22 protein-coding genes are annotated in these 25,374 nt (G+C 71.8%); 2 read left to right on the top strand and 20 right to left on the bottom strand.

Annotation, left to right across the window (positions count from 1 at the left end; translation table 11 throughout):
• Positions 1–37: 37 nt before the first annotated feature.
• The 4 genes from ACLQ20_RS02800 to ACLQ20_RS02815 all read right to left on the bottom strand — a co-directional run bounded on the left by ACLQ20_RS02800 (position 38) and on the right by ACLQ20_RS02815 (position 6,242).
• A complete protein-coding gene (locus tag ACLQ20_RS02800; RefSeq protein ID WP_425854012.1) occupies positions 38–1,864 on the bottom strand; it encodes an AMP-binding protein in 1,827 nt (608 codons plus the stop codon).
• A 43-nt stretch (positions 1,865–1,907) separates the two neighbouring features.
• Positions 1,908–3,218: a condensation domain-containing protein gene (locus tag ACLQ20_RS02805; RefSeq protein WP_425854013.1), complete on the bottom strand. Its 1,311-nt coding sequence runs from the start codon at positions 3,216–3,218 to the stop codon at positions 1,908–1,910.
• Positions 3,219–3,295: 77 nt separating this feature from the next.
• Complete coding sequence (locus tag ACLQ20_RS02810; RefSeq protein WP_425854014.1) at positions 3,296–4,681, bottom strand: NAD(P)-binding protein; 1,386 nt, start codon at positions 4,679–4,681, stop codon at positions 3,296–3,298.
• A gap of 70 nt (positions 4,682–4,751) precedes the next feature.
• Complete coding sequence (locus tag ACLQ20_RS02815) at positions 4,752–6,242, bottom strand: amino acid adenylation domain-containing protein (RefSeq protein ID WP_425854015.1); 1,491 nt, start codon at positions 6,240–6,242, stop codon at positions 4,752–4,754.
• An 83-nt stretch (positions 6,243–6,325) separates the two neighbouring features.
• Here ACLQ20_RS02815 and ACLQ20_RS02820 point away from each other — a divergent pair, with 83 nt between their 5' ends.
• Positions 6,326–7,300, top strand: a complete 975-nt coding sequence (locus tag ACLQ20_RS02820) for a TIGR03560 family F420-dependent LLM class oxidoreductase (protein WP_425854016.1) — start codon at positions 6,326–6,328, stop codon at positions 7,298–7,300.
• Here the strand turns inward: ACLQ20_RS02820 and ACLQ20_RS02825 are convergent.
• From ACLQ20_RS02825 to ACLQ20_RS02895, 15 genes are all read right to left on the bottom strand, one after another.
• A complete protein-coding gene (locus ACLQ20_RS02825) occupies positions 7,279–7,944 on the bottom strand; it encodes an HAD family hydrolase (RefSeq protein WP_425854017.1) in 666 nt (221 codons plus the stop codon). The two genes, ACLQ20_RS02820 and ACLQ20_RS02825, sit on opposite strands and share 22 nt — an antisense overlap.
• Entirely contained in the window at positions 7,935–8,894 is a 960-nt protein-coding gene (locus ACLQ20_RS02830) for a dTDP-glucose 4,6-dehydratase (protein ID WP_425854018.1), read from the bottom strand. The genes ACLQ20_RS02825 and ACLQ20_RS02830 overlap by 10 nt, the downstream gene beginning before the upstream one ends.
• Before the next feature lie 41 nt (positions 8,895–8,935).
• The gene (locus ACLQ20_RS02835; RefSeq protein ID WP_425854019.1) at positions 8,936–10,261 is read right to left on the bottom strand and encodes an aminotransferase class III-fold pyridoxal phosphate-dependent enzyme; all 1,326 of its coding nucleotides are present in this window, start codon (positions 10,259–10,261) and stop codon (positions 8,936–8,938) included.
• A complete protein-coding gene (locus ACLQ20_RS02840; protein ID WP_425854020.1) occupies positions 10,258–11,355 on the bottom strand; it encodes a hypothetical protein in 1,098 nt (365 codons plus the stop codon). The genes ACLQ20_RS02835 and ACLQ20_RS02840 overlap by 4 nt, the downstream gene beginning before the upstream one ends.
• Complete coding sequence (locus ACLQ20_RS02845) at positions 11,352–12,560, bottom strand: glycosyltransferase family 4 protein (RefSeq protein ID WP_425854021.1); 1,209 nt, start codon at positions 12,558–12,560, stop codon at positions 11,352–11,354. The genes ACLQ20_RS02840 and ACLQ20_RS02845 overlap by 4 nt, the downstream gene beginning before the upstream one ends.
• Positions 12,557–13,792 carry a DegT/DnrJ/EryC1/StrS family aminotransferase gene (locus tag ACLQ20_RS02850; RefSeq protein ID WP_425854022.1) on the bottom strand — a complete coding sequence of 412 codons (1,236 nt, stop codon included), beginning with the start codon at positions 13,790–13,792 and terminating at the stop codon, positions 12,557–12,559. The genes ACLQ20_RS02845 and ACLQ20_RS02850 overlap by 4 nt, the downstream gene beginning before the upstream one ends.
• A gap of 25 nt (positions 13,793–13,817) precedes the next feature.
• On the bottom strand, positions 13,818–14,399 hold the full coding sequence (locus ACLQ20_RS02855) for a hypothetical protein (RefSeq protein ID WP_425854023.1): 582 nt from the start codon (positions 14,397–14,399) through the stop codon (positions 13,818–13,820).
• A 17-nt stretch (positions 14,400–14,416) separates the two neighbouring features.
• Positions 14,417–15,601: an NAD(P)/FAD-dependent oxidoreductase gene (locus tag ACLQ20_RS02860; protein WP_425854024.1), complete on the bottom strand. Its 1,185-nt coding sequence runs from the start codon at positions 15,599–15,601 to the stop codon at positions 14,417–14,419.
• Between the two features lie 53 nt (positions 15,602–15,654).
• Positions 15,655–16,446 carry an ABC transporter permease gene (locus ACLQ20_RS02865; protein WP_425854025.1) on the bottom strand — a complete coding sequence of 264 codons (792 nt, stop codon included), beginning with the start codon at positions 16,444–16,446 and terminating at the stop codon, positions 15,655–15,657.
• Positions 16,443–17,216: an ABC transporter permease gene (locus ACLQ20_RS02870; RefSeq protein ID WP_425854026.1), complete on the bottom strand. Its 774-nt coding sequence runs from the start codon at positions 17,214–17,216 to the stop codon at positions 16,443–16,445. Before ACLQ20_RS02870 ends, ACLQ20_RS02865 begins: the two co-directional genes overlap by 4 nt.
• Positions 17,213–18,175 (bottom strand): ABC transporter ATP-binding protein, encoded by a 963-nt coding sequence (locus ACLQ20_RS02875; protein ID WP_425854027.1) that lies wholly within the window; start codon positions 18,173–18,175, stop codon positions 17,213–17,215. The genes ACLQ20_RS02870 and ACLQ20_RS02875 overlap by 4 nt, the downstream gene beginning before the upstream one ends.
• A gap of 52 nt (positions 18,176–18,227) precedes the next feature.
• The gene (gene wecB / locus ACLQ20_RS02880) at positions 18,228–19,385 is read right to left on the bottom strand and encodes a non-hydrolyzing UDP-N-acetylglucosamine 2-epimerase (protein WP_425854028.1); all 1,158 of its coding nucleotides are present in this window, start codon (positions 19,383–19,385) and stop codon (positions 18,228–18,230) included.
• Between the two features lie 488 nt (positions 19,386–19,873).
• Positions 19,874–20,293 carry a GNAT family N-acetyltransferase gene (locus ACLQ20_RS02885; RefSeq protein WP_425854029.1) on the bottom strand — a complete coding sequence of 140 codons (420 nt, stop codon included), beginning with the start codon at positions 20,291–20,293 and terminating at the stop codon, positions 19,874–19,876.
• A 187-nt stretch (positions 20,294–20,480) separates the two neighbouring features.
• Positions 20,481–22,676, bottom strand: a complete 2,196-nt coding sequence (locus tag ACLQ20_RS02890) for an APC family permease (protein ID WP_425854030.1) — start codon at positions 22,674–22,676, stop codon at positions 20,481–20,483.
• 239 nt (positions 22,677–22,915) lie between these two features.
• A complete protein-coding gene (locus ACLQ20_RS02895) occupies positions 22,916–23,878 on the bottom strand; it encodes a DMT family transporter (protein ID WP_425854031.1) in 963 nt (320 codons plus the stop codon).
• A 106-nt stretch (positions 23,879–23,984) separates the two neighbouring features.
• Between ACLQ20_RS02895 and ACLQ20_RS02900 the strand changes: the two genes are divergently transcribed.
• Positions 23,985–24,731: an HAD family hydrolase gene (locus ACLQ20_RS02900; RefSeq protein ID WP_151454715.1), complete on the top strand. Its 747-nt coding sequence runs from the start codon at positions 23,985–23,987 to the stop codon at positions 24,729–24,731.
• Between the two features lie 17 nt (positions 24,732–24,748).
• Here ACLQ20_RS02900 and ACLQ20_RS02905 read toward each other — a convergent pair whose 3' ends face one another.
• Positions 24,749–25,276, bottom strand: a complete 528-nt coding sequence (locus ACLQ20_RS02905) for a hypothetical protein (RefSeq protein ID WP_425854032.1) — start codon at positions 25,274–25,276, stop codon at positions 24,749–24,751.
• Positions 25,277–25,374: the final 98 nt, after the last annotated feature.

A 25,374-nucleotide genomic window follows, 5' to 3' on the forward strand; every position in this document is an offset into this window, starting at 1 on the left:
CACGAAGGTGGCGGAACGCAGGACAAGCCGTACTCCCTCAGGCGCCGCCTGCACGGGCGAGCAGGAACCGGGCCAGGGCGGTAGGGACCGGGTGTTCGAAGATGTCCTCCGGATAGCAGTCGACCTGGAACTCCTCCTCCACTGAGGCGCTGATCTCGAGGGCGCTGAGCGAATCGAGGCCGGCGTCGAAGAGGTCTTCATCCGCGGGCACCTCCTGGCCAAGCACTGTGGCGGCCGTCCGGCGAACCGAGCCGAGGATGGCCTGCTCGGACAGTACGTGTCCGGGGACGGAGGGCTGACCGGTCATCGTTTCTCCTTGATCTTTATGGGTTGGCTCACACCTGAGCAGCTCAGCAAGAGCGATCTTGCCGGTGGCGAGGCGCGGAAGCTCCGCGACGACCGTGACAGCGGCGGGAACCGACGCGCTGCCCAAAGCTCGCAGCACGAGCCTGCGAACGTCCTGCGGGTCGATTGGCGTGGCCGCTACGAGAAACACGCGGACACGCCACCCCTGTGGTGTGCGTAGCGGCAGTGCGATCGCCTCGTGCACCCCGGCAAGGCTGGTCAGCAGGGACTCCAGGGCGGCGCGGTCCACCCACCGGCCGTTGATCTTCATCGTCGTGCCGGTGCGGCCGATCAGCCGGAGCACGCCGTCCTGGACCCGGCCGAGGTCCCCGGTGTGGAAGGTGGCGATTCCGCCTTCGTGCCGGTAGGCGTGGTCCTGCTCCGGTGAGCGCGCTCCGAGGTAACCGAACGACGCATGCGGGGTGCGGATGACCACCTCGCCGACGCCACCCGCTCCGGGGCCGGCGCGGCGCTCGGGATCGACGAGCGTGTAGCTGGCACCCGGGATCGGCGCGCCGACCGGGCATGGCCCGCTGGTGACGTCCGGGGGTACCACCCAGTGGAAGGAGGCGAGCGTGGTCTCCGACGGCCCGTACAGATTGACCACCGCCTGTCGCCGGCCCGTCCGCGCCCGCCACCGAGCGGCGAGGGCCGCGTCGAGTGGCTCCCCCGCGAAGAACGTCAGGCGCAGGTCGGGCGATGACACCCCGGCGGCCGGCGCCTGCTCGGACTGGAGCCACAGCCGGGCCAGGCTGGGCACCACGTTGACGACGGTCGCCGCGCCGACCGTCAGGTGTTCCAGCATCCGCCCGGGGCGCAGCCCGGGCGGCGACAACAGCAACGTCGCGCCGCTGACGAGCGGCGTCACCAGTTCCCGCAGCACGACGTCGAAGGTCACGTGGGTCAACTGGGCCACCGAGTCGCCGGGACCGATGCCGAAGCGGTCCCGCTGCCACCGCACGAAGTGCGACAGCCCTCGGTAGCTGCCCAGGATGAACTTCCGGTTGCCGGTCGTACCCGACGACGCCACGAGGTACGCGGGCCGGTCGTCGGGACGCGGCGGCTGGCGCGCCACATCGGCCACCGCGGCGGCCTCCTGCTCGTCCAGAGGCCCCGCGTCGGCGAGCAGCGCGAGCCCGGGCACATCGACGCCTGCCCGGACGTCCACGAACGGGACCGGCTGGCCGGCCGTGGAGGGAGCGGCGCTGCCGGGCGGTGCCGCCGCCGGGGCCGGACCGCCCGACCGTGGCTCCGCGAGCCACACCACCGCCCGCAGCGACCACGCGGCGAGCATGACGGCCACGGTGGATGCCGTGGGCTGGCCGCTGACCCTTACCGTCGTGCCGGGTCCAACGCGGGCGGCCAGCAGCATCCGGCGTCCCGCGCGGACCAGGTCCGCCAATTCGCCGTAGCGGACCTCCTGCCCGTCGGGCGCCCGCACGGCCGCCCGGTACGGAACCGCCCGGACCTGCGCCTCGAACTCCCGCAACAGCGACGGTACGGCGGAAGAGCCGCTCATGGCTGTCCGGCGTGCCGGGGCGACGCGTGCCGCGACCACCGGGTCACAGCCCCAGTCCCTTCCGCACCCGGTCGCACAGCTCCGTGGCGTAGCGGGTGACGGTGTCCGCGTCGAACTGGTTGGCGCTGTAATACCAGATCACGTTCATCTCGTCCGCGCGGACGAGGAGGTCGACCCCGTGCACGTGCTCGCGCAGCCCGGTGCTCGTCTCGTCCGGGCCTGGAGACTCGTCCGCGGGTTGCAGCAGGGTGTCGGGCTCCGGTGCGCGGGTACGCCCCCGGTAGTTCACCGTCACGTCCGGCTCGCCGAGCCGGGCCAGCTCTTCGCGGAGGGCCGGATCGTCGCTGACGTAGCGCAACAGCCCGAAGCCCGTACCGCTCATCGGCACCTCGCCCAGTTGTCGGCGGACCTCCTCGCGCTGGGTCGCGAAGTCGGCATGCCCGTCCAGCGCCAGGTGCAGCGGGTACCGGGTGGAGAGCCAGCCGACCGTCCGCGCCACCCGAGGCTGTCCGGCGAGGCCGTACCGCCCGTGACCGATCAGGTTGGTGCGCAGCCGCGTGTCCCCGCCGGCGGTGAGCGTGGGGATCAGGGCGGTCAGGAAGACGTCGAGGATTCCTCCGCTGCGTCCCCCGGTGCCCGCGGCGCGGAGCAGGGCGTGTGTCTCGTCCCGGTTCATGACCACAGTCGCGATCTCCGTGGTCGCCATGGTGTTCTCGCGGTCGTACTGCAGCGGCACCGCGGGCGCGGACTGTCCGAGGCGCAGCCAGGTCTCGTACTGGTCGACGATGTCCGGTTCACGGGACTTCTTCGTGAGCCAGCTCGCGAACTCGTGGGCCCCGGCGGTCGGGCGTGGCTCGGTCGGGGTCCGCCCCGCGAGCAGGTCCCGGCACGCGGCGTCGAACTCGCCGATCAGGACGCCGAACCCGACACCATCGGCGACGAAGTGGTGTGCCACGACGAGGAGTCGCACCTCGCCGCCGTTCAAGGTGATCCGGGAGACCCTGAGCATGGGTGGGTCGTCGAACCGCAAGCTGGCCTGGACCTGGGTGCAGTACGCGGTCAGCGCGTCGCTGTCGTTCTCGGTGGACAGATCCACCTCCTCGACGGGAAACGTGTCGAGCGGAGGAGCGAGTGCGCCGACGTCACAAGGGCTGGCGTCGGTGAGCCGTACCCGCAGCGCCTCGTGCCTGTTCACCACCAGACGCATCGCCGTGGCGACGATGGGCGCGGTCAGCTCGGTGGGGATGCGGAACAGGCTGACCTGATTCCAGTGGTGTGCCTCGGGCAGGGCGCGGGTCAAGAACCGACGCTGCTCCGGCAGCAGCGGGACCACCTGACTGGCTGGGCGCTCCAAGAGAACCTCCTGTGACGGGGTGAACGGGCTTGTTCGGCGTACGTGCTGGGTGGTGGGAGTGCGGGCGGTCGTGGCTCCTACCTGGCAGTCGACGCCGACGAAACGCCAGCGCGGCGGATGAGCTGGGCGGCGAGGTACTTCGCCAGGGCGAGCGTGGTAAGGCTGGGGTTCGCCGCACCTGCTCGGGGGAACAGGGACGGGCCGCCGACGAAGGCGCCAGGGAACGCCTTCAGTTGTCCGATGGTGTCCACGATCGGACCGTCGAGCGGCAGGCAGCCGCACTCGTGGTCCAGTTCACCGAGGGTGGCGCGGTACCGAAAACCGACGCCGGGGTTGTCCCGCGCCCGGCGGACCGCCGCATCGAAGTCGACGATCTCCTCCGAGGCGATGGCGGTGAGCCCCAACGCCTCCGCCGCCGCGTCCAGGAGTTTCCGGTGCCCGTGCGTGAGCTCGTCCAGGGTCGACTGCGCGTCGGCGTCCAGTACGACCCTGGCGCCCTCGCCGACGGACAGCGTGCTTGCCGCTTCCGCCGCCTGCTCGCCCATGGCCCACAGGTCCCACAGCACGTCGTCGTCGACGGCCTGCTGTTCCACGAACAGGTTGGAGGCGAGGTGCGGGTGATGCCCGGCGTACACGGACGTGTCGACGTGCTCCGGCCGCCTGCGCCGGTCGACGCTCACCAGGCCGGTCGCGACGTGGTCCAACAGCGGGTACCGCGACGAGGGCGCCGCCCCTGGCACCCGCCGGAGCATGTCGTCGACCAGCTCGGCGTTGCGGAACGCCCCGGCACAGAGGACCACCTGTTCCGCTTCGACCACTTCGGGGCCGTGCGGCGTCCTGACGTTGATCCGGTATCCGACGGAGGAGAGCGGGAAGACGGTGGTCGCCCGATGCCCCGCCAGGATCCTCGCCGAGGGGACCAGATGCAGTGGTGAGTACGCCTCCCAGCCGCCGTCCTGGCGTACGCGGATCGCCCGCGGGGTGGGGTGCGCCGGGAACCCCGCGACGGTGAGTTGCTCCGACAGCGTCACCTCGGTGGCCGTGCGCGGCGCGGACATCGCGAGGCCACCCATCCAGGTCTGGATGTCCCGCTCGGCGCGAGCGTAGTCGCCCTCTCTGGTCTCGTCCCCGATCAGCGCGGCCCGGACCGGGGCGGGCCAGTCAACCAGGGCGCTGTCCTCCAGCCGCAGGGAGATCCCTCGCCAGTACAGTCCCCTGCCGCCGACCCTGGCCCGGTAGCCGGAGCCACGTCCGTACCACCCCGGGTGGGCCGGCAGGAACGGTTCGAAGCAAGGGTCGCCGTCCGGTGCCTCCAGTGCCCAGGTCTCGCGGGTCGCCCCGATGTGCACGTGGCCCAAGTCGGGACCGGCCTCGAGGACGCGGTAGTCGAGCCCGCTCCCCTCGAGTTCCGCGGCAATGGCGGAGCCGCTCAGTCCCGATCCTATGACGGCTACGTCGAGCATTTCTCTCCTCAATCCGAAAGCGTCGATTGGTGGCGATCTGCCCGGGGCGGTCGACGCGTTGCGATCCCGGTCATCCGAGCTGTTCCAGTGCCCGACGGTCGGCCTTCCCGTTCGCGGTGAGGGGAATCTGCGCGACCCGTACATACCTGCTCGGCACCATGTGCATCGGCAGGGCGTTGGCGCACCACTGCCGCAGTGCCCGGGCGGTGCATTTGTCATCGTCGGAGACGTAGTAGGCGACCAACCGCTCGGCGCCCGCCGCTAGGGTGTGCAGGGCCACGACCGCGCCCAGAACGGCATGGTGCGCGGTCAGCCGTTGCTCCACCTCGGCGGGCTCGACCCGGTAGCCACGGATCTTGATCTGGCGGTCATGGCGCCCGACGAACTCCAGCCGACCGTCGGGCAGTTGGCGGGCATTGTCGCCCGTGCGGTAGAGCCGTAGCCGACGCCCGTCGAGGACGCGCTCGACGAACCGTTCATGGGTCAGCTCCGGCTGGTTGACATACCCGAGGGCCATGCCCGGGGTGGTGAACAACAGCTCACCAGGCTCGCCTGGGCTGACCGGAGCACCGGAGTCGTCGAGGAGGAACACCTCCGCGTCGAACAGGGGCCGACCGATCGAGACCACGTCCGGAGGTTCGGTCATCAGACAGGCGGTGATGTCCTGCACGGCTTCGGTGGGCCCGTAGACGTTGAGCAGCGGCACGTCGCTCTGCGCGAACCACTGTTCCACGAGCGGCCTGTCCAGCGACTCGCCGCCGCTGCGCAGCAACCGCAACGGTCCCCGGAGTCGACCAATCGATGCGTCGGCGCGCTGCGTCAGGTACCGGATGGTCGACGGGGTGAGCCAGAGGACGCTCACACCGGTGTCCTCGACGTACCGCACCAACTGGGCGGCGCTGTACTGCCGGGACCGCAGCACCAAGCGGGCACCCGTGACCAGCGGCGCGAAGATCTGCCCGATCGACGACGCGAACGACAGCGACGAGAATTGGAAAAGCGCGTCGACCTCGGTCAACTCCAGGAGGCGGGCGGTCTTGACGGCGTTGTCGTACAGGGCCGTCCACCCGATTTCCACTCCCTTCGGGAGGCCCGTCGAGCCCGACGTGTACATCACGTATGCGAGGTCGCCGTGGCCCACCCGCACTCGCGGATTCGGGTGATCGGCACCGATATCGCTCGGCGTCGGCGCGTCCACGAAGATCCGCGGTACCGGGCATTCGGCGAGCAGGCCGTCCAGGTGGGGCTGGGTGACCAGTAGGGATGCCGCCACGTCCCGGACCATGAACAGCAACCGCTCCATCGGATACTCGGGATCCAGCGGAACGCACGCGCCGCCAGCCTTCAACACGCCCAACAGCGCGACGATTGCCTCCGGCCCTCTGTCCACGCAGATCCCGACGCGCGAGCCAGGCCTGACGCCGCGTCCGATCAGGGCGTACGCCAGCCGGTTCGCCTGAGCGTTGAGGTCGCCGTAGGACAGCGTACCGCGCTCGGAAACGACGGCGACCGCCTCCGGACGCCGCGCCGCGCGCTCCTCGATCAGATTCGTCAGAGACACTTTCCGACCTCCTTGCGGAGAGGTCTTCCATTAGGGTTGGCGGCATCGGTCCATTGACCGCCGACATTGGGGAGGGATGCATCTTGTCTCTGCGAATACTCGTGGAACCGCAGCAGGGCGCGACCTACGAGCAGGTCCGTGTGTTCGCTCAGCACGCCGAGAGCCTCGGGTTCGAGGGCGTGTTCACCAGCGACCACTACCTGCGAATCGGCGCCGGAGATCCCGGCCCCGGGCCGTTGGACGCATGGCTGCTGCTGGCCGGCCTGGCGCGGGACGTGCCGCGGCTGCGCCTCGGCTCGATGATGAGCCCGGTGAGCCTGCGCCATCCGGCCGTGCTCGCGCTGATGGCCGCCCAGGTGGATGCGATGTCCGGAGGTCGGCTGGAGGTCGGTGTCGGCGCGGGCTGGTACGAGGAGGAACACCGCGCACTGGGAGTGCAACTGGACCCGCCGAGTCGCCGGTTCGACCGGCTCGCCGAGGCGTTGGAGATCATCACCGGCGTGTGGCGGCATCCTGCGGGCAAGACCTTCGACTTCGCCAGCGAGCACTACCGGCTCGCCGACTGGCCGGCCCTGCCGAAGCCGGTCCAGCAACCCGGTCCCCCACTGCTGCTCGGTGGTGTGGGCCGTCGCCGCACGCCCGCCCTCGCCGCCCGCCACGCCGACGAGTTCAACGTCCCGTTCGCGCCGGTGGCGCAGGCCGCCACCGCGTACGAGCGGGTCAGGAGCGAGTGCCGGAGCCGTCTCCGGCCCGAGGCGAGCCTGGCCCTCTCGGCCGCGCTGGTGCTGTGCCCTGGCGAGGGAGCGGCGCTCGCGGCCCGGGTCGAGGCGTCCGGCGAGCCCGTCGACGAGATCAACCGGATGGGTGCCGCGGGGCCGGTCGAGATGGTTGCCGAGGCAATGAACCGTTACCGCGCCGCAGGGGCCCAGCGGCTGTACGCGCAGGTCTGCGACGTCACCGACCTGGCCCACCTGGACGAGCTGGCCGAGGCCCACCGGCTCGCGCAGCAGGAGATGCCGACCGTTCCGGCGCATCCTCAGACCTCCTCACGGTCGTGACGGTCGGCGCCGGTCGTGGCGAGGGCGGGCACATCACGCAGGGCGGGTCCCAGCGCGCAGGGCCCCGACAGCCAGGTGGCCCGAATGCCGAGCCGCTGGGCCGCCTGCACCACCGTCGGGTTGTCGTCGAGGAAGAGTGCCTCCGAGGCGACGCACCCGCAGGCGGTGAGCACCCGGTCGAAGTACTCCGCCGTCGGCTTCACCGCACCCACCCGCCACGACGAGGCGACCACGTCGAACAGCCGCAGATGACCGTGGCGCCCATCCTTGAGGTGATCCCAATGTGCGGCCTCGTTGTTGGCCAAGGCGACCGTGACGGCGGGCGCCACCCGGCGTAGCCGCTCCACCTCAGCGAAGGCGTCCTCGTAACGGATCGCGCTGCTCAGGTAGAGCCGGTCGATCCAGGCGCGATCGATCGGGACGTCCGGCAGCGCGCCGGCGGCAACGAGCGCGTCGGCAAGGACGTCGTGGACGTGCCGGGTATCCGTCTCGTACTCGGCGTCGTGGCGGTCGACGTACTCGCGCATCCGCGCCTCGCTCGCCCCGTGGCGACGCGCCAGCAACGGGAAGAAGGCGCTCTCCTCGGTGACGTTGTTGAACAGGACCCCGCCCGCATCCAGCAGGACCGCCTTGATCACAGCCACGCGAGGTTCTCCCTGGCCCACTTGACGTTCTCCTCGAGACCCGCCGCAAGGTCGTGCCGAGGGGTCCAGCCGGTGGCAGCCCGCAGCTTGCTGGCGTCGCCCAACAGCTTGCGCACCTCCCCCACTCGGGGCGGGCCGAGCCGGACCTCACTGTCGGAGTTGGTCAACTCGACGATGGTGCGCGCCAGGTCGATGATCCGGTGGTCGATTCCGGTACCGATGTTGAACACCTCGCCGGCCGGTGGGAGCTCGGCGAGACGCAGAAACGCGTCGACCGTGTCGGAGACGTACGTGAGGTCCCGGGTCTGGTGCCCGGAGCCGTGCACCGTCAGCGGGTCCCCCCGCAGCGCTCTGGCCAGGAACAGCGGGACCACGTCGTAGACATGGCGGGGTCCGTAGCAGTTGAACGGCCGGACGATGGTCAGCGGTGTGTCGAAGGAGTTGTGGTACGACCAGGCCAGGCGGTCGCACCCCACCTTCGACGCGGCGTACGGGGTGGCCGGGCGCAACGGGTGCTCCTCGGTGATGGCCTCGTCGTGCGAGCCGTAGACCTCGCTGGAGCTGGTGACCACCAGGTGCGCCAGGCGAGTGGTCCGGGCCGCGTCGAGCACGTTCAGGGTGGACATCACATTGGCCGCCACCACGGCGGCGGGCTGGTTAAAGGAGGCGGGGACGTAGGCGTCTGCGGCCAGATGGAACCAGACCTCCGCTTCGCAGGCGGTCAGCTCCGCCACCGCGGACGGCCCCGCGAGGTCCACGTGCAGGACCCGGTCGAGCTGCCGGACAGTGGCCGGGGACAGGTTGCGGAAGGTGTTCGTCACCTGGCTGCGCGAGGTGCGGCGGACAACCGCCGTCACCCGCGCGCCGCGGTACACAAGCTCGTCGGTCAGGTGCGAGCCGACGAATCCGTCGGCGCCGGTCACCAGGACTTTCCGGTCGGTCCAGGTCATGTGGTGCCCTTCGTGTGGTCGCGGGACGGGTGGCGCGACATTCAGGCCGCCGCCGACAGCGCAGTCCGCAAGCTGGCGCGCAGGAAGTCGTTCTCGTCGTGCGAGATCGTCAGGGGTGGCGCGACGATCACCCCCTCGCCGGTGCCGTCGCGGCGGAAGCCGTTGAACGGGTACAGCAGCAGTCCGGCGGCGCGCGCCCGCGCCAGCACCGCCGGTTGGGTGCCCTCGGTCAACTCCACCCCGTGGAAGTAGCCCTTGCCACGTACGTCGAGGACCAGCGGCGAGCCCTCGGCAGCGTCCCGCACGGCGGCGTCGACCGCCGTCCCTCGCGGCGTCGTCGGGTCCAGCGCGCCGATGTCCCCCAGCACGGACAGCACGGCGAGCCCGGCCCGCGCTTGCAACGGCGTCGCCGACATCGTGCCCATGATGGGCAGCGGGCCGCCGCCGGACAGCACCGTCTCGCCCAGCTCCGGCGCGATCAACACCGCCGCCAGCGGCACGAAGCCCGCAGCGAGCCCTTTGGCGAGTACGACGATGTCGGGGCGACTGGCGGGCTCGTGGTCCGCGGCCAGGGGCAGGCCCGTGCGGCCGAGTCCGGTCAGCACCTCGTCGTAGATCAGCAGTACGCCGTGCCGGTCGCAGATGGCCCGTACCGCAGCCAGGTATCCGGCGGGAGGCACGTACCCGCCGCCGGTGGTGCCGTTGACCGGTTCAAGGAGAACTGCCGCCACCCGGTTGGCGCCGCGGGTCAGGATCGCCTCCTCCACGGCGTCGGCGCACTCGGCACGGCACACCTCGAACCGGCAGCCGGCGTGCAGCCCCGGGTACGGCGGGTCGAACGCGGGGGCGACGCCGAACCCGTCGTCCGGGTGGGGACGGCGGCGCCCATGCCCCGAAAGCGCGAGCGCGAAGGCGCTGTTGCCGTGGTATCCCAGCGACGCCGTCAGGACCCCGTGCCGACCTTCCTCGCCCCGCGCCCGCTGCGCGCTGCGGGCGATCGCGATCGCGAGCTCCACCGCCGACGTCCCGGAAGTGGTGAGGCCAACGAGGTCCCCGGGCCGGCCGACGGCAACCGCGATGGTCTCGGCGAGCCGGGTCTGTAACCGCGGTGTCAGCGTGCCCGGAGACGCGAACGTCCCCCGGGCGAGCTGGTCGGCGATGGCGCTGGTCACGACGGGGTGGGCGTGGCCGATGTTGACGCACACCAGCCCGCTCGCGCCGTCGAGAAAGCGTCGGCCGTCGGCGGCGTGGATCCAGGATCCGGCGGCGTGGCTCCAGGGCACGGGTGGGATGCCCTGACGGGCGGCGAGCAGGCGCGTGCCGCCCGCCGATGGCAGGGGTGCGGTCTGCGGCTGTGGAGTCGTCACACCAGCTCCCACCAGTCCAGCCGCCGCTCCGACCGCCCTCGCAACCACAGGGCCTGTGCGGCGAACATGGACACCCAGGAGTTCAGGTGCGCCGAGTCGGTGTCCGGCCAGTAGATCGCCGCGGCCTCCTCGCCGTGTCGCCAGAGCCGCCCTAGCAGGTGATCCGTTGCGGCGTTTACCGACACGCCGGTGAACCGGTGCAGCGACGCCAGCCGGACGGCCTGAGCGAGCACGTCGTTCTGGGCCCGGCCGCCCCCCGGGCGGCCGTCGGCGCGGACGAACCCGGGGAAGGCTCCGTCCGGGAGCTGTTGCCGCCACACCCATTCGGTGAACCGACGGGAGACCCGCAGCGCCGCCTCGTCGCCGGTCGCGGTGCCCCACACCCAGAGGCCCTCCGCGCCGTAGCAGAGCGCGTGCAGGCTGACCGTGTCGCTGCCGGGGCAGGTCGGCACGGGTGGCCCCGGTTCGCCATCGGTGGGGGCGTCCACCGCGGCGCGGACGAGCCGCTCCGCCACCTGCCGGGCGCGGGGATGGCCGGCCTCGTGGGCGCTCAGCAGCGCCTGCGCGCACTTGAGCAGGTGCACCTGTCCCCGGGTGGACCACGCCGGCGCGAGGTGCGTCACCGGGTCGCCGAGCAGGCACGCCAGCCGGCCCTCATGGTCCACCGCGGCGACCAGGCGGTCCGCCTGCCGCAGCCCCGCCTCGGTGACGGCGACGCGGCCGGTCAGGGCGCCCACGCGCAGCAGCCCGTGCGTGATCATCGCGACGTCGAAGGCGTACACGATGCCGTCCGCGCGTTCCGGCCGCGAGGCGTGGTCCCCGGCCCGTTCGCGGGCCACGAGCCAGTCGACGGCGCGTTCGGCGGCTGCGCCGTCACCGGCTCCCACGCCGGTGAGGAAGGTCAACGCGTACCCGGTGATCTCCGGGTACGGCGGTGAGAGCGGGCCCTCCGGCCCCTCCCGCCACCCGCAGAACGCGCCGCTGGCGTGCTGCGTACGGCCGTTCCGGAACCAGGTGGTTATGGCCCCTGTGGCGGCCTCCGGCGACATCGCGTCGCCACGGACGTCCACCCCCTCCTGCGACCCGATGCTCATGCCGCACCACCCTTCACGCGATCCGCGCCGCCGGCGCTTCCGTCGGACAACATCGCCAGGTAGGCGCGCTCATGGCCGCGGACCACGGCGTCGATGGAGAAACGGCGGGTAGCTTCCCGGGCGGCCTGCTCCACCATCTCCCCCACGTCGGTGGTCATGACTCGTCGCATGGCGGCGGCGAGATGGGCGATGTTGCCCGCCTCGTAGAGCAGCCCGGTCCGCTCATCTGTGACCACCTCGTCGTGGCCCTCAACGTCGGTGGTGATCACCGGGAGGCGACAGGTCATGGCCTCGGTCAGCGCGATGCCCCAGCCCTCATGCGAGGACGGCAGCACCATCGCGTCGCAGCCCGCGTACAGGGCCGGCATGTCCTGCCAGCTCAGCCCGGTTTCCCAGCGCACCCTGTCGGCGACGCCCAGCCGCTCGGCCAGGGCGCGCAACCGCTGTAGGTAGGCGGAGTTGGTCCGGGCGGTGGGGCAGGTCAACACCAGACGCATGGCCGGATACTCCGCCGCCAACTCCGCCAGCGCGGCGATAGCGTCCTCGATCCGCTTACGCGGGACGGGACGGGCCGGGACGAGGAAGGCGAACTCGTCGGTCAGGCCGCGCTCGGCGCGCCAACGCGCCCGACGCCGCGGGTCAGGGGCGAAGGCACGGAGGTCCGTGCCGAACTCCACCACCTCCGCCGGCTCGGTGAAGCCGGCTTCCCGCGCCCAGCGCAGGTACGCCTGGGAGCCGCAGATGTGCAGATCCGGACGGAGGCTGTCCACCAGGCCGCGCTGCAGCATCCGCTCCAGCGGATAGTTGTCCCACATGTCGAACACCCGTACGCCGGGCACGAACGTCTCGAACAGCGACACCGCGAGCTTGGCCTTGACCATCGGGCGCAACCAACTGGTCAGCAGGGCGGGAACGTAGTTAAAGACGTGCACGACGTCGGCCTCCGAGGCGGTGAGCTCAGCGTGCAGCTGGGCCACCGCGTCGCGGCACTCCAACCGCTGGCAGGCCGCCATGAGGCCGCTGACCTCCCGCACCCGGACCTTGGAGGACCGGTACGCGGACCATTCCGCGCTCGGCTGCACCGCCTCGGTGACGACGGTGACCTCGTGGCCCAGCTTCACCAGCCCCTCGGCGAGCTGGTGGACGTGGGTCTCGCCCCCGCCGACGATCGGCGGGTACTTTTCGGCGACCAAAAGAATCCTCATGACACCTCCGCGAGGGCGCGGCGCAGGGCGGTGGCGGCACCGTCGACGTCGACCCCGGGGGGAGTACCGACGAGCAGGGCGCGGGCGGCGTATTCGGGTGCCCACCGGTAGGGCTCGTGCACGATGTGGTCCACCGCGTCGAAGCACGGCTGGTCCGGCAGGGATGCGCCGAGGAAACCCCGTACGTCGATGCCATGGCCGATCAGCGCCCGCGCGACGTCGGCCAGCCGCCGGCCGGGTGGCGCCAGGCAGGCGACCGCGAACGGGGACGCCCCGCGCGCGACGGGCGTCCCGAGCACCTGCCAACCCGGGTGACTCTCGACGGTCCCGGTGACCATCTCCGCCATGACGCGCCGCTGCGCCGCCAGGTCCGCGTGCCTGCCGAGCTGCATCAGGCCGAACGCCGCCTGCGGGTCCGTCAACTTGCCGTTGTAACCCAATCGCAGGTGTACGTAGCGTTCCTCGGCCGCGATCCGGCGCTCGCCCACCGGGTAGCCGAAGCGCCCGCCCTCGTAAGCTGGGTCCCGGCCGAAGGATCGCAGGCTGCGCAGCAGGTCTGCGGTCGCCGCGTCGTTGGTGGCGACGACGCCCCCCTCGCCCATCGTGAGGTGGTGGCCGGCGTAGAAGCTGAAGGTGGCCGCGATCCCGGCCGCGCCGACGGCGGCGTCCCCATCACGGGCGCCGAGCGACTCGCAGCAGTCCTCGATGATGGCGATGTCGTGGCGCTCGCCGAGACGACGCAGCCGTACCAGATCGGCCGCCTGACCTAGGGTGTGCGGGAACAGGACGGCCCGCGCGCCGGTGGCGGCGATGGCGGCGTCCGCCAGGTCCAGGTCGAGGTTTACGCCGCCGGCCGTCACGTCCACGAAGACCGGCACCATGCCGAGTTGGACCACGGGGGAGACCGCGCTGATGAAGGTCACGCCCGATACGACCACCCGGTCCCCGCGGCGCAGGCGCCCCGATTCCAGTAGCGCCGCCACGGCCAAGAGGTTGGCCGTACTGCCGGAGCTGACCGCGACGGCGTGGCCGAAGCCGAACTCGGCGGCAAAGGCGTCCTCGAACTCGCGGACGATCCGTCCGCTGGCCAGGTGCCCGTCCCGGATCGCGTTGGCGACCGCCGTCACCTCACGTTCGTCGTAGCAGGGGCGGCCGAACGGTAGCTGCCATCTGTCGGTCGGCGTGATGGCCAGGGCCCCTGGTAAGGCGTTGTCGCTCACGGATTCGCTCACCTCTCTCTGCCCGCCGGTGGACGGCTCAGTTGGACTCACGGATCTGCAGGTGCTGCGCGACGGTGCGCACCGGCGGTGCGCCGATGAGGACCAGGCTCTGGAAGAAAAGCCAGGACGACGTGGCGTGCACGGTGCCGACGAACAGCTCGGATCTGGTGAAGAGGCACTCGTCAGCCGCTACGGCCAGTTGCCACCTGGGCACGAACAGGTCGCCGGAGGCGACCGCGTACAGCGGGGTCAGGGTTCCCTCGACCGGGACCACGGTGAGCCGGTGCGTGTCACCTGCCCGCAGCGAATCGCGGTAGTGGCCCAGGTCTCGGGAGAACCGGTCGACGACCGCTGCGAGGATGGGATCCTCGAGCGTCGGCCTCGGCGTCGCGGCATGGCGCGCGATCAACTCCTCCGTGCCGGCTGCAGTGGCGCGGCTGTCGTAACGAGCCCGTAGACCGCCGAGGACGTCCGCCCCCGCGGCGAGGAGGTCTCGCCGGACAAGCCAGTCCTCGCAGGCTCGGAGGTTCGCAAGCGTCCACCGGACGAGCACCTCGTCCTCGCCGGGCAGCACCGCGCCGGCCCTGATGACAACGTCCCTCGCACTCCGCAGGCTCATGTCAGCACTCCTCGTCCTCAGTACTTGTTGGCGAACCGGCTGTGCGGACGCATCGGCCGCGTGGGGCGGAAGGGAGTCAGGTCGATGTCCGCGCCGGCGCCGGTGATCTCCGCCGCGATCAGCCGTCCGGTCACCGGTGCCAGCAGGACGCCGTTGCGGTGGTGGCCGGTGGCCACATGCACCCGGCTGTCCGCGGCGACGCCGATGACCGGCAACTCGTCACCGGTCATCGGGCGGAACCCGGACCAGATCTCCTCCACCCGCCAGTGGCTGGCGGCCGGCAGCACGTCGGTGAGCCGGCTGAGCACCGCGCCCACCACGCCCGCCGTGTTGTCCGCCGTGGGAGACAGGTACTCCTCGCTCGTCCCGGCGACGTAGCTGCCAGGCGCCCGCTCCACGACCGATCCGCAGCCCCCGGCCGGCATGAACACCACGCTGTTGACGAGACCCGCAGGACCCGACATGCGGATCATCTGGCCCTTGACCGGGCACAGCGGCAGGTCGACGTCGACCAACCGGCCGACCTCCGCCGACCATGCCCCGGCGGCGATCACCATCGAGTCCGCGATCACCCCGCGTCCGTCGCCGGATTCCAGCAGTAGCGCCGGGCCGCGGTCGGCGACACCGGTCAGGCCGCCGCCGCGCGACACCACGCCGGCGACGGCGACCGCTTCGGCCAGCCGTTGCCGCAGGGCGATGGGATTGACCAGGGCCTCGTCGCGGATGCGGATGCCGCCGCGGAACGCGGTCGGGGACAGGTGCGGTTCGCTGCGGCAGATCTCGCCCGCCGGGTACCACTGGCAGTCGAAGCCGAGCTCGGTCATCCACTTCATGCGTTCGTCGATGCTGTCGGTCCGTTCCTCGAGGTCGAGGAGGGTGAAGTCGGTAGGTCGGAAGCCGACCTCCGACGCGGTGGTCCAGCCGCCCGCGAGGAACTGCGGGTAGTAGGCGAGGCCGGCCTGGAGCAGGTGGAGGAACTCGCGGGGCATCCACGGGTCGTATTCGCAGGAAGGGGTCAGCATGCCGGCGGCGGCGATTGACGCGCAGCCAGCCCGCTCCGCCCCCACCAGCGCCACCCGCAGTCCCGCCCGCTGCAGATGCAGGACGACGGACAGACCGATCAGGCCGTCACCGACGACGGCGACGTCGACCCTCTCCGGATCGCTGGACGTGGTGTGGACGACATGGTGGGTGGTGTTCACGGCTACTCCAGAGGGGTCGGGCCGACTGTCATGTGCCGGCACGCTCACGGCGGTCAGGAGGTGAAGTTCAGGCTCCCGTCACGGCGTCCCCGGGCCGCGAGACGTTCGAACAGCAGCAGCACCAGCACGGCCCAACCAACGGCCACGCCGGCCTCGGCCAGGGCCTCGGTGAGCACGATGGATAGCGGGTCGCCGGCCACGGCTGCCCGGACGGCCGAGAGCCCGTGGGTGAGCGGAAGCAGCTCCGCTATCAGGCTGACCGGCGCTGGCCAGAACGAGATGGGCACGTTCACGCCGCAGAACGTGGCGAGCAGCAGGAAGCCCAGGTTGGCGAAGACGGTGCGGAACTTGGCGTGGCGCAGCGCCAGTGCCGCCGCCACACAGGCGTACAGGTAGGTGCTCAGGCCCACCAGGGCCAGCAGCGGCACCGTGGGTAGCACCATCCACCAGTGCCACGGCACCGGGAAGACGAGCGAGGTGCCGACGAACACCAGGCAGGCGCTGGCCACGCCGGAGCAGGCCCAGTGCAGGCCGCGTCCAAGGTAGACCAGGCCCATGTTGGTCGGGGAGGCCACGACCATGGGAAAGGTGTTCTGGTACAGCTCGGTGGCCGCCGTGGTGGCCACGTACATCGCGTCGACGGCGACGAGGGCGACGACGTTGCCCAGCAGGACGTACTGGGCTGTCGCCGTGGACCCGGCGAGCTGTCCGAGCAGGGTGAAGAACACCACCTGGAAGGTCAGTCGGACGACCCAGCCGCCGAGCCAGGACCGCACCGTGTACGTGGTCGGCAGCTCAGCGAAGCCGATGGCCGCGGATCGGAAGATGATGCGGCTGGGGTTCATGCCAGGCTCACCTGACCCGTCCGCCGGGCACGGTCGGCGGCCCGGCGGATCAGCACCGTGCCGATCGCGAGGGCGAGCACGCCCAGCCCCGCGATGACACCCAGACGCGCCACCACATTCGGCACCTCCCGCTCCAGCAGGCTGTCCCGCAGCAGGTCGGAGGCCCACGACAGGTAGAAGATCCGGCTCAGCGGCTGCACCCAGGCGGGCAGCATGCTCAGCGGGAACACGACGCCACCGAGTACGTAGAACGGGTAGCTCAGCGTGCTCTGCACAATCGACGTGTTACGGGTGAGCACGAATACCGACGACAGCATCGTCGCCGTGCCCGCGCTCGCGGCCAGCGTCACCAGGACGGTGGCGGCGGTGACCAGCGGGTGTGGGAAGGTCACCTGCGCATCGAAGGCGAACCGCGCTACGAGCCAGGATTCGACGAGGGTGAACCCGCCGATCGCGAGCACCGGCAGGATCCTGCCGCAGACGACCAGCGCGAATGCTCGAGGTGCGACGAGCACCAGGTCGAACGTACCCATCCAGCGTTCGTTCTGGATCACCCCGCCCGCGACGTTGACGGCAACGAACCAGATCCCCAGCAACCCGGTGCCCAGCACCGTGCTGGTCACCAGATCATCCCGGTCGGAGTGCCGTACGACGGACAGGAAGATCAGCGTGAACAGCGGGGCCAGGAACACGATGAGCAGGTGCTCCGGGGCCCGAATGCTGGTGTGCCACTGCACCTTCGCAGAGGCGAGGACCACTCGGTGGCTCATACCGTCAGCCCTCTGCCACCGACCATGTGGACGTAGACCTCCTCCAGGCTCGGGCGACCTGTACGGACCGCGGTTATCCCCCGGTCGAGGAGCCAGCGCAGCACAGGGGCGACGTCGCCTTCGCCAGCGGTGCGGATCCGGTACGAGTCCCGCTCATCGAGCGGGTCGACGGCGACGACGCCGGGTAGGTCGGCCAGCGCGGCGGTAAGGCCCCGCTGCCCGGCAGCGAGAGTGACGTCGATGTGCTCGTGGCCAGCCAGCAGCTCGCCGATGCTGGCGGTGTCCCGCGTGACCAGGATCCTGCCGCGGTCGACCAGGGTCACCTGGTCACAGAGTGCCTGGGCCTCGCGCATGTCATGTGTGGTCATCAGGATCGTGCGCCCCTCGGCCCGCAGCTCGCCGACGAGTTCCCGGAACTCCTTCGTCGCTATCGGGTCCATACCGACCGTGGGTTCGTCCAGGAACAGCACGTCGGGATTGCCGATGAGCCCGCGGGCGAGGTGCAGGCGCTGGCGCATGCCCCGGGAGAACCGCTCCACGGGCTCGTCGGCCCGGTCGGCCAACCCCACACGGTCGAGCAGTTCGGCCGCCCGCCGGTGGATGACGGCCGGCTCGACGTGGTACAGCGTGCCCCAGAAGACGAGGTTCTGACGTGCGGATATCCGGTCGTAGAGGCCCCGGTCGCCGCCGAAGACGATGCCGATGCGCCGGCGCACCTGTGCGGTCTCCCGCACCACGTCGAACCCGGCGACGCGGGCGTGTCCCGACGTCGGCAGCAGGATCGTGCTGAGTATCTTCACCAACGTCGTCTTGCCGGCGCCGTTCGGCCCGAGAATTCCGTACGTCATTCCTTTCGCTACCGAGAAGCTGACTCCGTCAAGTGCCGTCGACGAATTCCGCCCGTCACTTCGGTTGCGTTTTTTACAGAAATCCCGGCGGAGGTTCTCAACCTCGATCATTGCTGTCCTCGTCTCGTCTGTGGTCGCTCTACTGCTTGGATGACGGCGGGACTTAACTGATGGGGTCCAGCACATCCCGGCTCGATGGCGATGCCGGGGGGCCTGGTTCTGGCCGGACGCCCACGGAGAGGAGGTTACGTAGATGGTCGACAATGCATTGCGCAGCAGTGCCGTCCCCGTAGGGCGACGGCATCCGGGACAGCCAAGCCCGGCGCTCCGCTGCGGTCGCGAGCCAATGCCGCACCGTGGGCATGAGGTCCGGACCGGGCCGGACGAGAGTGCCGAACGTCCCCTCGATCTCGGGGCGCTCCGTGCTGCGGCGCACGACCACGACGGGGCGTCCGAGGATGCTCGCCTCCTCCTGCAGCCCACCGGAGTCGGTAACCAGCAGGGCTGCGTCCTGGGCCAGCCCGAGCAGTTCCGGGTAGCTCAGCGGGGGCGTGACGAGGATCGGGGCGAGCAGGTGCTCAAGATTGAAGTCGGTGATCCGGAGCCGGGTACGAGGATGAAGAGGCAGCAGAACCGGGTAGCCGATGGCGCCGAGGTCCCGGAGGAGGCCCTCAAGGGTGGTCGGGACGTCGACATTCTCCGGCCGGTGCAGGGTGGCCAGCACGTATCCGTGCCGGCGCACCCCGTTGCGGGCCAGGATGGCTTCCCGGTCAGGCGCCGACGGCAGGGCGCTCAGCGCCGCGTCCACCACGGTGCTGCCGGTGACGACGATGCGCTCCTCCGGAATGCCCTCAGCAAGCAGGTTTTCCCGGTTCACCATGGTCGGCGCGCAGCACAGGTCGGCCACACAGTCGATGATCCTGCGGTTGTGCTCCTCGGGCATCCGCCGGTCGAAGCTGCGCAGGCCGGCCTCGACGTGGACGACCGGGATGTCGTTGGCGTTGGCGGCCAGGGCGCCCCCGACGGCCGACGTGGTGTCGCCCTGGACCACGACGACGTGGGGTCGATCTTCGGCGAACAGGCCGTCGAGACCTCGCGTGGTGGCCCCGAGCTGGCTCGCTCGCCCCTGCCCGCGACTCTGGAGTAAACCGTCGTACTGCGATATTCCAAAGCCCACGCTTATTCGGTCGAACATCGACCTACTGAAATGTTGACCAGTTCGGATAACCCGCGCTTCGTCACCGAGAATCGTTACCAGCGGAGCTAGTTTGATGACCTCTGGTCGCGTGCCAACGATGACAGCTATCTTTCCTTTGCCCACTAACTGCCCCCGTGTTGCAAAGATACCCGGCAATGTCGAATCGCGCCCTCAGCGCAGCCAAGAAGGCGTCAAATGGTCCGGCGATAACTTCAGCGACTTTATCAGTGATCAAAAGTTTCCGCCATAGCCCACTGTGAAAACTTGCGTACAGGCAGTGATGCCCCTGGTTACGGCCGTATCCGTACGGCATGGCGGCAGCCCTCGGCACCCGGACCGGACTCGCGGCGGCGTCGACCGGGCGGGCTGGGACTGGGCCGCTGAAGCAGAGACAGTCGGCCACGTCCGAGACTGCGCCCGAGGCCCGGCGGAGCCTTCTACCCTGCACCAGCCGGCGTCACTCTCGCCGTCGTGCTGGCCTGCGCGGCCTGACGGCCACGTGGGCGCGTCAGCGCCGCAGGGAGTCGGCCAGGCGGCCGTGGCCAGACCGGTCGGGCGGCTGAGGCGCCCGACCGCCGACAGCCAGCCGGCTCACGCGGGCCGCGCCACGCTCAGGAGCCGGCACCCGGCTCGTCACCGAGGCGCAGCAGACCGGCCGGGGTGGACGTGAAGCCGCATTGCTGCAGGTAAAACTTCTCGAGATGAGGCTCGAAGTCGACGTGCAGCCAGTGACAGCCAGCGGCCGTGGCGTCCGCCGCCGCGGCCTCGACCAGCCGCCGGCCGATCCCCTGGTGCTGCCAGGGCGGATCCACGGCGGTGTCCAGGAGGAACGCGTGGGCGCCCCCGTCCCAGCACACCTGCACGAAGCCCACCAGGCGCCCGGCGTCGAACGCGCCCACCCAACTCAGAGCGTGTCGTTCCAGGCGCTCGCGCCACGGTGTCACCTGGTCGTCGCCGCCGAAGGCGCGCGCGTGCAGCGCGCTGAGCTCGCCGTCGTCAACCGCGAAGCGCGACACCAACTCGATGGACATCCTGTCACCATAGAGCTGCCCCTCATCGCGACCGGGGGCCGCCCCGGGTCGCCGCCCACCGGGCCGCCCGCGTCCACCTCGCCCGGACGCCTGCGCCGTCCGGGCGGGGGAAGCCGCTCGGTCCGCGGACCATCCTCGGTGAGTCGCTGCCAGCGCACGGCCACCCGGGCAGACGCCGCGGAGGGAGCTACCCGCCCGGGTGCACCGGGAGGCTGGTGACCACCACCCCCGGCAGCCGGCGCAACGCCGAACGCAGCCGTTGCTCGGTGCGGCTGTGCAGCAGCCGGTGCCAGCGGCTGCGCACCACCACCTCCGGCACGACGACTGTCAGCACCAGGTCGGCCCCGGAGGCGTGCAGGGCCTCCAGGTAGTGCGCGAGCGGCCCGACCACCGCCCGGTACGGGGACACGATCGTCTCCAGCGGCAGGTGGTCGCCCCACACCCGCCACTGTTCCCGGAACCGGTCCGCCTCCGGTTCCTCGGGGGCGATGTGCACGGCCAGCGTCGGCTGCCCGAGCGAGGCCGCGTACGCCAGGGCCCGCAGCGAGGCCCGGTTCAGCCGGGCGACCGGCACGACCACGAGGTGGCGTACCTGCTCGGGCAGTTCCTCGTCCTCCGGCGCGGCGGGCCCGGTGGCGGGCGGCGGGGCCGGCACCACCGGCGGCCCGGGCGCCGGGCCACCCGGCGGCGGGTGCAGCGCCAGGGACCGGTGCAGCCTCCGGTAGTGCCGGTGGATGGCCCGGAACAGCAGGACCAGCAGCGGCACGGCGACGACCACCACCCAGGCGCCCTCGGTGAACTTGGTGACGGCGGCGGTCACCAGCACCAGGCCGGAGAAGGTGCCGCCCACCGCGTTGATCGTCGCCCGGCGGCGCCAGCCGGGACCGCGTCGGCGTCGCCAGTGCCGCACCATCCCGGCCTGGGACAGGGTGAAGGCGAGGAACACCCCGACCGCGTAGAGCGGGATCAGCGCCTCGGTGTGCCCGCGGAAGGCCACCAGGATCACCGCCGCCGCAACGGTGAGCGCCACCAGCCCGTTGCTGAAGGCGAGCCGGTCGCCCATGTGCAGGAACCGGCGCGGCGCGTGCCCGTCCCGGGCCATGAAGAAGAGCAGGCGGGGGAAGTCGTTGAAGGCGGTGTTCGCGGCCAGCAGCAGGATCAGCGCGGTGGCGGCCTGGATCAGGGCGTACCAGGGACCGCTGGGAAAGGTGACCCGGGCCAGTTGGGAGAGGAGCGACTGCTCGGCGGTGGGCGCCAGCCCGGACAGGTGGATCAACCCGACGAGGCCGCCGAAGAACAGCACCAGCATCGCGACCATCCAGGTGAGCGTGGTGCGCGAGTTGCGCCACTCGGGAGGCCGGAACGCCGGAACCGCGTTGGAGACCGCCTCGATGCCGGTCATCGAGACCGCGCCGGAGGAGAACGCGCGGAGTACCAGCAGCAGCCCCAACCCCTCCACGGCCGGCACCGGCGGCGGGGCGACCGGGACGAAACCCCGCCCGGCCGCGCGGAACCAGCCGACCGCGAGCAGCGCCAGCAGCGCGACCACGAAGGCGTACGTGGGCAGCACGAAGAGGTTGCCGGCGGCCCGTACGCCGCGCAGGTTGCCCGCCAGCAGCAGACCGATCACGGCCAGCCCGAGGGGCACCGTCCAGCCGGCCAGTCCCGGCATCGCCGAGGTGATCGCCCTGATGCCGGCGGAGACGGACACCGCCACGGTGAGCACGTAGTCCGTCATCAGTCCCGCCGCCGCGGCCAGCCCCGCCCCCGCGCCCAGGTTGTCGCCCGCCACGATGTACGACCCGGCCCCGTGCGGGTAGGCGGCGACGGTCTGCCGGTAGGAGACGCCGACCGCGATCATGAGCAGCGCCAGCCCGGCGGCCAGCGGCAGGGACAGCCCGAGCGCCCCGCTGCCGGCGAGCAGCAGCACGGCGAGCATCGCCTCCGGCCCGTACGCCACCGAGCTGAGCAGGTCGGAGGAGAGCACCGGCAGGGCCACCAGCTTGCGCATCCGCTCGTAGACCACGGCGGCGCTGGTCAGTGGCGGCCCGAACAGCGTCCGCCGCAGCCGGGTGGTCGCCCGGCCGAGCCGGCTGCCGGGCAGGTTGGCCGGTGCGGTGGCGACCAACTCGTCCGGCTCCCCGATCCGGAACATCGCGATCGGGGCGAGGCGGCCGAACCGTGTGGGGGCCGGCCGGTCGGGGTGCCGGCGCAGTGTCGGGTCCACCGGCAGCGTGTCCGCGCCGGGGGGTCGGCCCCGCCGGGCGTTCCGCCACCGGTCACCGATCCGGCGTAGGGCCCGCAGCTCGTCCGGGTCGAGCGGCGGGAACTCGGCCGACGGCGTGACGGTCGTGCCGCCCTCGTCGCCGTCCCGCTCCGCCATCCGCCTTCCCGCCGCCGCGTGTCCTCCCTCGCACTCTCACGGACGCCGCCGGATCCGGCAGGCGGAACGGCCGTTCCCGCGCCGAAGGAGTGGCCGTTCGCCGGCCGGGTGGCCGTCCGGCGGCAGGAGGTGGACGGCGGCGGGCCAGGTGGCACCGTTCGGCCGCCGGGTGGACGGCGGCGGGCCGGGTGGCCGTTCGCGGGCCGGTGGCCGTCCGGCGGCAGGGGCCCGTTCGGCGGTCAGTCGGGCGGTGGGCCGGCGTCGGCGGGGACTGCGGTGGCGACCGGGCGGAGGCGGCGGGCCGAGCGGGCGCCGCCGAGCACCACCACGGCGACGCCGGCCAGCAGCAGCCCCAGCCCGGCCAGGGCGGTCACCCCGGGCAACTGCCCCAGCCAGGCCCAGCCGATCAGGGCGGCGCCCGGGGCCTCCAGCAGGGCCAGCACGCTGACCGTGGTCGCCGAGACCTTCTTCAGGGCGTAGTTGAACATCGAGTGCCCGAGCAGCTGGGCCCCGGCCACCAGGGCCAGCACGACGAGCCAGGTGCCGGTGTCGAAGCCGGTCAGCGGCACCCGGCCGACCAGGCAGACCACGAGCAGGACCAGGGCGCAGAACCCGTAACAGACGGTGGTGTAGGTGGTCGTGCTGATCGTCGTACGGGCCCGCTCGCCGAGCGCGGTGTAGACCGCCGCGAACAGGCCGCCGGCCACCGCGAGCAGGTCGCCGGCCACGGCCCGGCCGGAGACGGCGAAGTCCGCCCCGGTCGCCACGACCGCGCCCGCGACCGCCACCCCGACGCCGGCCCAGACGGCGCCCGGCAGCCGGCGGCCCTGGGCGCGGGCGATCAGCCCCTGCCAGACCGGCTGGGTGGCGCAGAGCGCGGTCGCCGCCGCGACCGAGGTGAGCTTGGTGCTGGGCATCCAGGTGGCGAAGTGCGCGGCGAGCGCGACCCCCGACAGCACGCAGTAGACGCCCTCGCGCCGACCGGCGCCGACGGTCAGCGACCGGAACTCGGCGCGTCGCCGGGCCGCCGAGAACGGGCCGAGCACGGCGACCGAGAGCAGGTTGCGCCAGAACGCGACGGCCAGCGCCGGCGCCGCCGCGACGGCCACCAGCGGCGCGGACGACGAGACGGCGACGACGGCCAGGACGAGCGCCCCGGTGGTCGCCGGGTGGAACGACGGGCGGTGCGCTGCGGGGGACACGGGGAGCAATCCTCACACGCCACGGGCCGACACGTAACGTCAGCACTCCGTTACGATCATGCCTGTCCGCGCCGGCGATTCCCCTACCGCCTGGAGGCGCTCCCCCATGCCCACCTACCAGGCGGTCCTGTTCGACTTCTTCGGCACGCTGACCCGTTCCGTCCAGCGGGGCGAGGCCCACCGGTCGACCGCCGAGCTGCTCGGCTGCGCCCCGCGCACGCTCGTCGACGTGCTCGACCGCACCTACTACGAGCGGGCCTGCGGGCGGCTCGGCAACGCCGAGGCGACCCTGCGCTGGGTCTGCGAGCAGGCCGGCGTGCACCCCTCCGACGACGCCGTCCGCGCGGCGGTCGCCTCCCGCCACCGGGCCATCCGCGCCGACACCCGGCTGCGCGACGAGGCCGTGCCCACGCTCGCCGCGCTGCGGGGGCTCGGCCTGCGTACGGGAGTGATCAGCGACTGCACGCACGAGCTGCCGGCGTTCCTGCCGCAGCTGCCGATCGCCCCGCTGCTCGACGTGCGGGTCTTCTCCGTGCAGGTGGGGCGCTGCAAGCCGGACCCGGCGCTCTACCAGGCGGCGTGCCGGCGGCTCGACCTGGCGCCGGCGGACTGCCTCTACGTGGGCGACGGCGGCAGCCAGGAGCTGACCGGGGCGGAGCGGGCCGGGATGACAGCCGTACGGCTGGCCGCGCCGGACCTGGCCGGCCACATGGTGTTCAACGCCGACGAGGCCTGGATCGGGCCGGTGCTGCGCTCGCTCGACGAGGTGGTCGAACTCGTCGCGCGGGTGCCGGGGCGCGCGACTGGCCTCGTTCCCGCGATCGCCCCCGTGCCGGCCGGCTGCGTCTCCTGAGCCGGCGGCCGGGCGTCTCAGCGGCGGCGGACCCGGTGCAGGCGGAACGGCTTGCGGGTCGCCCGGACGGCCGGGGTCTCGCGGGGTACCTCGGCCAGCGAGTCCGCGGGCAGCCCGGCGCCGGCGAGCGGCTCGCCGGCCGGCTCCAGCCGGTTCACCGCACAGCCGTCGGTCGCCCAGCGCTCCACCAGCTCCGCCGCGGGCCCGGGCGCGTTGAGCCGCTTCGCGGCCACCAACGGCGCGGTCGTTTCCCAGTGCTCGGTGCCGGGCGCCAGGCGGCTCACCCGCGCCGGCCAGGTGACGATCCGCCCGCCGTGGTCACCGCGCAGGGTGACCTGTGCCTCGGTCGCGTCGGCCAGCCCCGGGGCGGACTGCTCCCCGGGGCCGCTGACCACGAAGAGCGCCCCCTCCAGGGGCAGGCACCACAGCGCGAGCGCCGGCCCGCCGGGCACACTCACCCAGGCCACGGCGGCCTTCTTCATCGCCTCGTCGACCAGCGGCGTGCTGGTCCGCTCCGCGTCGGTCACCCTCGCATCCTCCCGCATCCGTCCCCGTCCCGTCAGTGCCGCCCGGGGTCCGGCCGCTCGCCGACGTGGACGCGGTCGGGGCGCACGGCACGGGCACGACGCCGGACGATCCGATC

Origin of the sequence: Micromonospora sp. DT46 (assembly GCF_049841735.1) — a bacterium.
In the GTDB taxonomy this organism is placed as follows: domain Bacteria; phylum Actinomycetota; class Actinomycetes; order Mycobacteriales; family Micromonosporaceae; genus Micromonospora; species Micromonospora reichwaldensis.